The 6,770-nt window shown below is 66.4% G+C and carries 8 protein-coding genes; all 8 read right to left on the bottom strand.

What is annotated here, in order from left to right; genetic code table 11:
• Window positions 1-75 precede the first annotated feature (75 nt).
• The 8 genes from PSET11_RS10955 to PSET11_RS10925 all read right to left on the bottom strand — a co-directional run bounded on the left by PSET11_RS10955 (window position 76) and on the right by PSET11_RS10925 (window position 6,769).
• Window positions 76-1,221: a phage major capsid protein gene (locus PSET11_RS10955; RefSeq protein WP_124092227.1), complete on the bottom strand. Its 1,146-nt coding sequence runs from the start codon at window positions 1,219-1,221 to the stop codon at window positions 76-78.
• Window positions 1,222-1,502: 281 nt separating this feature from the next.
• Complete coding sequence (locus tag PSET11_RS10950; RefSeq protein WP_124092225.1) at window positions 1,503-1,784, bottom strand: hypothetical protein; 282 nt, start codon at window positions 1,782-1,784, stop codon at window positions 1,503-1,505.
• The gene (locus PSET11_RS10945; protein ID WP_124092223.1) at window positions 1,784-2,116 is read right to left on the bottom strand and encodes a hypothetical protein; all 333 of its coding nucleotides are present in this window, start codon (window positions 2,114-2,116) and stop codon (window positions 1,784-1,786) included. The genes PSET11_RS10950 and PSET11_RS10945 overlap by 1 nt, the downstream gene beginning before the upstream one ends.
• Entirely contained in the window at window positions 2,113-2,439 is a 327-nt protein-coding gene (locus PSET11_RS10940; protein ID WP_124092221.1) for a hypothetical protein, read from the bottom strand. The genes PSET11_RS10945 and PSET11_RS10940 overlap by 4 nt, the downstream gene beginning before the upstream one ends.
• Window positions 2,440-2,699: 260 nt before the next feature.
• The gene (locus PSET11_RS10935; protein WP_160118985.1) at window positions 2,700-4,775 is read right to left on the bottom strand and encodes an AAA family ATPase; all 2,076 of its coding nucleotides are present in this window, start codon (window positions 4,773-4,775) and stop codon (window positions 2,700-2,702) included.
• Window positions 4,772-4,924 (bottom strand): hypothetical protein, encoded by a 153-nt coding sequence (locus PSET11_RS16655; protein WP_160118984.1) that lies wholly within the window; start codon window positions 4,922-4,924, stop codon window positions 4,772-4,774. Before PSET11_RS16655 ends, PSET11_RS10935 begins: the two co-directional genes overlap by 4 nt.
• Window positions 4,921-5,109, bottom strand: coding sequence for a MerR family transcriptional regulator (locus PSET11_RS10930; RefSeq protein WP_124092217.1), 189 nt, complete (start codon window positions 5,107-5,109; stop codon window positions 4,921-4,923). Before PSET11_RS10930 ends, PSET11_RS16655 begins: the two co-directional genes overlap by 4 nt.
• 238 nt (window positions 5,110-5,347) lie before the next feature.
• A complete protein-coding gene (locus PSET11_RS10925; protein WP_124092215.1) occupies window positions 5,348-6,769 on the bottom strand; it encodes a recombinase family protein in 1,422 nt (473 codons plus the stop codon).
• Window position 6,770 lies beyond the last annotated feature (1 nt).

Here is a 6,770-nt window from a genome sequence, read left to right as displayed (position 1 = left end):
TATGGGTACACCCCCACCCCCGGGTGGGGAGGTGAGGGTGTGGTGGGGGTCCCTTGCCTGGGCCGTGACGGGGGTCTAGACGGTGACGAAAGTGCCCTTGAGGACGGCGGAGGGGCGCCGGACCTCGAGGTTGAACCGGCCCTCAGTCCGCGCCTGTACCTGGTTGCGGGTGAACAGGTCGCCGGGGACGCCCCACTCGGTGACGACGCCCTTGTCCCGCCCGATGACGGCGGCGTCCTCGCCCAGCAGGTAGTAGGTGTTTGCGGCCAGGGAGTTGGACAGGGCAACGGGGATGCCCCAGGCGGTACGCTTTTCCGCGTCAATGGCGTTGCCGGTGTCGAACTCCCCGGAGGCGTTCCGCTTGATGGTTAGCGCCTCCCAGTCGTTGGGGTTGAGGATGAACTGGACGGGGACCTCCCCAGCCGTTTCCAGCTTGGTGAGGGCCTTCCGGAGTTCCACCAGTTTGTCCGTGTTGCCCGCGGCGGACGTGAACAGCTGGATCCCGGACGTGTTGGCCAGGCCGGTGAGGTTGTCGCCGGTGCCGTCACCATTGAGGACTTGGGCCTCCAAGGCGGTGAGGATCGCCTGGGACAGCTCCGCGCCAATCCAGGTGTCGAGCGCCTGCGCGTCCTCCAGAACGAACTTGTCAATCGGTTCGGAAAGGGTGGCGATGACGGACAGCTTGCCCGGCTTTTTGACCAGGGACAGGACCGAGACGGGCTTGACGTTGCCGCTGGACACGACGGCGGCGTTTTCGGTCCGGACGGACTGGGCCAGGTAGGAGTAGGCGGCGGGCCGCTCAACCGCCGGGATAGCCTGGAGGAAGGACCGGAGCGGGCGCCCCAGGGCTACCGGGGTGCTGTCGATAATGGGCGTTCCCACCACCACGGAGCCGTTGGGGACTAGGGCCTTGGTACCGTCCGGGCGTGTGCCTTTCATGGCGTTTGCCAGGCTGGTGGCGTGGGCTTTGGAGCCGAGGTCCAGGTAGTGGGCGCCGTCGGTTTCCCCGCCCTGCGGTCCCGCCAGGTCGGCAATCGCCTGGACATAGGACTTCTGGCCGGAGATCCGTGCAATCTCCGCGTCAAGGCCCTTGATTTCGGCGACGGAGGCCTCAACCTGCCGGTATTCCTGGTCCGTGAGGTCACGGCCTCCGGCTTTGGCCCCGTCGATCAGTTCAGTGGCGGACTTGAGGGCGGCTTGGCGCTTCTCTTTGAGGTTCATGATGTTTACCCGTTCATGCTGTGAGAGGGGACGCCGCGGTCCTTTGGGGACGGGCTGGCGCCGATGAGGGGGTGACGCGGAGGTGAGCGGACGGGGTTACCGCGGGCATCTGCCTTGCGCGTCATGCATGAGACGGGTTACTGGAGCTACTTACTCGCTGGTTACCGGGTTGCCCCGGCCTCCACAGCTTTAGCGTGCTCCGCTATGTGGCCTCAGAAACAGAATAGCCCGCGGACCGGCCGATTAACAGCCAGCCCGCGGGCGCGTCCGGTTGGGGCGTCCTAGGGGCGCGTCTCCAGTTGGTACAGCCGGGCTAACACCTGCTCCACGCGCGGCGTCAAGACGCTCACCAGGACCACCCTGGCGCCCGCGTAGTGGGGGGATTCCAGCCCGCGCTCCGCCAGGCGGTCCTGCTCATCACAGGCGAGGGCGTGGAACTCGTCCTCCGCGGATTGGCTCCATTCGTGTTCCTCCCGCCGTTTGGCTAGTTCGATCCTGGAAACGTCCACCCCGGGGGAGATGACCAGGCGGTGACCGGCTGGGGTGAATCGCTTGGCGCCCATCAGAGGTCCCTCGGTCCCAGTTCGCGGCGGAGCGCCTCATACCGGGTTTGGGCTACGCCGTGGCGCTGGCGTGCCATGAGGTCTGCCGCCAGGCACAGCAGGGCGACCGTGAACTCATCATGGCTTTGGTGGCCCAGGATTTTCGACACGAATTGCCCCATGGTCAGCCCGTCCGCGAGGCCGGAGGCGTGGAGGTTGTCCATGTACTGAACCCCGATGATTTTGACGACTTGCGGGTCACCCTCCACCAGGGCGGTGACCGCCTGGACGGCCAGGGTGTGCTTGTCCGTGCTCAAGGCGTTCATGACGGGCCAGACTTCGTTGGTGTTCACTTTGTGCCCCTGCTTTCGATGGTGAGAGTTGCCTCATTGATGAGGTGGCGGAGTCCCGCCGTCGCTGCGTTGTCGGTGTGTTCGTCCAGGGCGCCAACGTTCATTCCCAGAATGCGGCCCAGGCCCAAGATGAGGCCCGTTACGGCCCGGTCGTCTTTGTCCACCGCGGCGGCCGAGAGGACGTCTTCCAGGAGGGCGGCGATTCCCATCCGGTCCTGGTGGCGGAACGCTACGGCCAGGCGGGCCGCGTTCCGGAGATCCTCCGGCCGGATTACCACGGCCTCCTCAAACGGTTTGGTTGTTTGGAAATGGTTGCTTGTCATGCTGTCCTCCGTGGGTGTGTCTGTGTGGTTGTTTTCTCGTTTGTGGGCCGCGGTGACCGGGACGCCGCTCCTATAGGGAGGAGGAGCGGCGGTCACCTGCCAGGGATTACCGGTGACCGTGGGTGACCGGAGGGGCGCGGTCACCCTGTATCCCTGTATTGGCGGGGTTTTTGGGGTGGGTGACCGTGGGTGACCGGGCGGTCCACGGTCACCTTTTTGGGTCCGGTCTGGAGGGCAGGTGACCGCGGGGTCGCGGTCACCTAAACCAGCCCCTCAAGGGAGTCCTGTATGGGCATCCCGTGACGCTCCCGGCGGGCCTTGATCGCCGCATCCAGCACAGTGTTTGAGGCGGTGATCCCGGAGCCGCTCATGGCCGTCCGCAGTGACTTACGGCCGGTGTCGAGCGGGAGGTTTCCCTGGTCCATGAACGCCACCACCGCCGCCTCCTTGTGCCGGAACGCGGCTACCGGACCGGCACCCTCCACCTTGTGCCGGAGCGGATCCTGGAGGCGCTCAAAGATGAGCGTTTTCTCCGTGATGGGCATCCGGGCCGCCTCACAGTCCAGCCGGAACGTTTTGTCCGGGACCACGGTGGAGAGGCGCCACACGGCGTCCACGTCGCCGCTTTTGGCAGACCCGCCGCGTTGGCCTTTCGTTTCGTCCTTGCCGGAGTGGTCGAGCCGGACCAGCGAGACGCCGCGCTGCTTGAGCTTGAGGCCGGTGTGCCGGTAGAAGTTGAGCCAGGTGTCGTTCTCGTTTTCCAGGCCCTCCACGGCGCGGGAGACGGTGTCCACCACCACAACTTCGGACCGGTACGTGTCCAGGGCGGCCATGAGTTCCAGGGATCCGCGCTCCGTGTCCAGAGCGCTCATTGATGGGAATGACAGGTAGTCGAGCCGCCCCAGGTCCGCTGCCTGGTATCCCATGGCCTTGAGCCGCGGGATCACGTCCGCGTCAATGTCGTTCTCAAAGTCCACGTACAGGACCCGCCGGGGTGCGGGGACGGTGCCCAGGACTTCACGGCCGGACGCGACCGCCGCGGCGATCTCCAGCATGAGCAGGGACTTGCCCATCTTGGGCGGGGAGTAGAGCGCGACCAGGCGCCGGGCCGGGAGGATCGGTTCCACAATCCACTCCTGGACGATGGGACGGTCCCAGCGGTCCGCCCAGTTCACTACCGGGAGGACGCGCTCCACCACGCCCTGGGCGTCCGGAGCCGCGGCGGCCGCCTCAGCAACCGGGACTGGCGCCGCCAGCTCTGCGAGCGCCACGGGCCGGTCCTCCGGCGTGATGAGGCCGTCCAGTTGGCTGAGCGGATCCGCGCAAGGGTCCGCGGTGACCAGGGAACCGGCGGCGGCGATACTCACGGCGCCGTCTTGGAGGCGGTCCCATTCGGCGGCGGCCTCCTCCCGGGTGCGGGCACCGGCCACGGCGTCAAGGAACGCTGACCGGACCACGCCCAGGGCCGCCAGCGCTCCGTTGTGGCCTTCCGCCGCCAGGTGGCAGACGCCCATAGCGGCTTCCATGGCGGTGTCATGCCTGGAGCGTTGCCCGGAGGCGAGCGCCGCGGCGTAACCCTGGGCGGCGTGGACCATCCGGCGGCATGGTTCCCCGGCCCCGCGGGCGATCAGCCAGGCGTTGACGGAGGCGCCGTCCATGGTGGCGGCGGTGACGTTCTGTTCCGCAGCGCCGGACGTGAGGCCGTCAACCCATGCCTGGGGCAGGTGTGCGAGGTCCGCCGCGGAGGGGACCCCGCTGGCGCGGATAACGCCGTCCGGCCCGGTCCACCGGTACGTACCGCCGTTGGGGTGGACGGAGGGCCAGACCACGGCGTAACGGTGCCTGGTCTGGATGACCTCAATCCCGTTGCCCAGGTCCCCGGGCCAGCGGAGGCCCTCCGGCACCTGGTAGAGGCGTATCCCGGAGACGCCGTCAGCCCTGGATCCGGTCCGCCAGGTTTGCGGCAAGGGCCCGTAGGTGTCCTGGAGGGCGGTTAGGGTCCCGCCGCCGTCTTTGCCGTCGTAATGGTCCACGTCGATCCCGATAACACCGGCGGGCAGGCGGAGCGCTATGTTGCCGTCCGGGAACTGTTCGGACCAGTCATAGGCGTCCGAGTAGCTGGGCCACCCGCCGTCGCGGCCCGTGTACCCGGCGGGGACCGGCTTTTTCTGCCGCGCCGGTAACGGCAGGACGCCCACCCATCCGGCGTCCCGGTATTGGTCGAATGCCTCCGCGTAAACGGCGCCTCCGGCCGGTAAAATCGGGGTAGGTAAAGCTTGGTCGCCTTGCTGGTGAATCGCCCCGGACGCTGCGCCGGGGCTTTTCTCTGCCGTCACGCTGACGCACCGCCCGGGCGGAGCAGGACGGCGATACGTTCGGACTGTTCCGGGGTGAGCGGGGGCCACGTCTCAACCAGGCGGCGAACGTGTTCGGCCATGGGGACGGGTGTGGTTTCAGTCTCCGGCTGGCGCGCCAGGGCGCTCATCGGGCACCACCGGCGGGGGTGAGGATGCCGTCTACCTGGTTCAGGTCAACGCGGATGACCTTGGCATTGACGCGGTAGGCCGTGAGGAGGCCGCGCGAAATCCAGTTGTGAATGGTCCGCGGGGTGACGTCGGCATATTTGGCGGCCGTGGCCGGGGACGCGTAGCGGGGTGTTATCTCGGGCATCGAAGCCTCCAGGACAGTAGTTAGCTGCCGCTGGCTCCGGGGGACTTGGACTGGCCTGAATCCTGCCTACCCACGTGATGCGGTGAAAATGCCGAGTTCGACGTGATCGTTCGTTTCTCCCGCTTAGGTATTCAGGCTATACAGCGGGACTACTATTGCGACCAAATTAACACGATTTTCCGTGTTATTCGTTGTTCGGCGTGGCGCGTCTTGCTTGATCTTGAGTCAAGGCCGCCTGTCATCTTGGTTCAATGCGTACCTGTTCGGCGGAGAACCGGACGCCCTTGCCGGCCTTTTCTACGGTGATGGTCATGAGAGCGCGGATGATCTGCCGCTTGTTCTCCAGGGGGAGAGCCGCCCACTGTTCCGGGACGTTGTCCGCCCCAGCGATAGCGGCCATGGGGTTGAGCGTCTCGTGAGCGCCGATAGCACCCTCAACGGCGGCCAGGTCCGTGCCCAGCTTGCCCGCCTGCTCCCGTACCGCGGCCGCGGAAAGCAGGCCCTCAGCCAGCATGGCCGCGAGGGCGTCACGGCGCTCACGTATCTCCACAGCCCGCACCCGCAACTCGCGGAGATCATCCGACCGAGAGAATAGCCGGGCCGCGTCCGGCCGGGACAGAATGCCCATGACAACCCCCTCCACGACGCCGTCCACCAGGTCTAAGCGGCGGGTGAGGTGGTAGCCGCCCAAACAGCGGTACACCATCCACTCCTTGCCCTGGGTCCGCATGGGGGAGGCGTACATTTTCCCGCCGCACACGGAACAGAGGCAGATCCCGGATAGGAGGTATTTGCTGTTGAGGTCATCGGGCGCGGTCCGCCGCCGCGGATCCGTCAGTTTCTCCTCCAGGCGGCGGTGCGTCTCCTCATCCAGGATTGCCTCCCATTTCCCGGCCCCTTTGTCTTCGCCGTTGTATATGCGGCGGCCCGCCATGCGCGGGTTGATGAGGAGCCGCCGGACCTGGGTGACGCCCCAGGTGCCTCCATCCTGGACGACTTCCTTCGTATTTTTGTCCCGCCGCGTGAACGACGTTTTGTGCCCATCTTTGTTCCACTGCCTGGCAATGGAGGCAATTGTTGAACCTGCCAGAACTGCCGCGGCCGCGGAGCGTATCGCCTCAGCCTCAGCGGGCACGACGATCACCTCGAATTTGTCTCCAACCTTTCTCCGGTCATAGCCGAACGGACGCCGGGTCCAGTAGGCGTTTCCGTCCTTGGCGCGTGTCTCGTTCGCGGTCCGCTGGCGGTTCCCCTTGTGCTGGACCTCCATGGCGGCAATCGCGGCCAGGATGGTGGCCACGGCAATGCCCGTAGGGTCGCCCAGGTCGATGGAGACGCCATGCACGGACGCAATATTCACGTTCCTCGGCTTACCGGCGTCGATGACCCGCGTGAGGTCCGCAATGGAGCGGGTCAGGCGGTCCAAGTGCCACACCACCAGGGCGTCCACCTGTCCGCGCTCAATGTCGCCCACCAGTTGCTCAAAACCGGGCCGGTTCTTGCCACTGGACGCGCTGATGGAGTTGTCCCGGTAGACCATTGCCACCCCCCACCCCTTCGCCTCCGCCAACAGGCGGCAATCCCGCTCCTGGCGGTCAATGGCGGCGCCCTCGCCGGTCTTGTCCTCGCTCTGCCTTACATACACCGCTACTCGCTTCATG

This window comes from Arthrobacter ulcerisalmonis, from assembly GCF_900609065.1.
GTDB classification, from domain to species: Bacteria; Actinomycetota; Actinomycetes; order Actinomycetales; family Micrococcaceae; genus Arthrobacter; species Arthrobacter ulcerisalmonis.
This window is presented reverse-complemented; position numbering and strand designations above follow the sequence as displayed.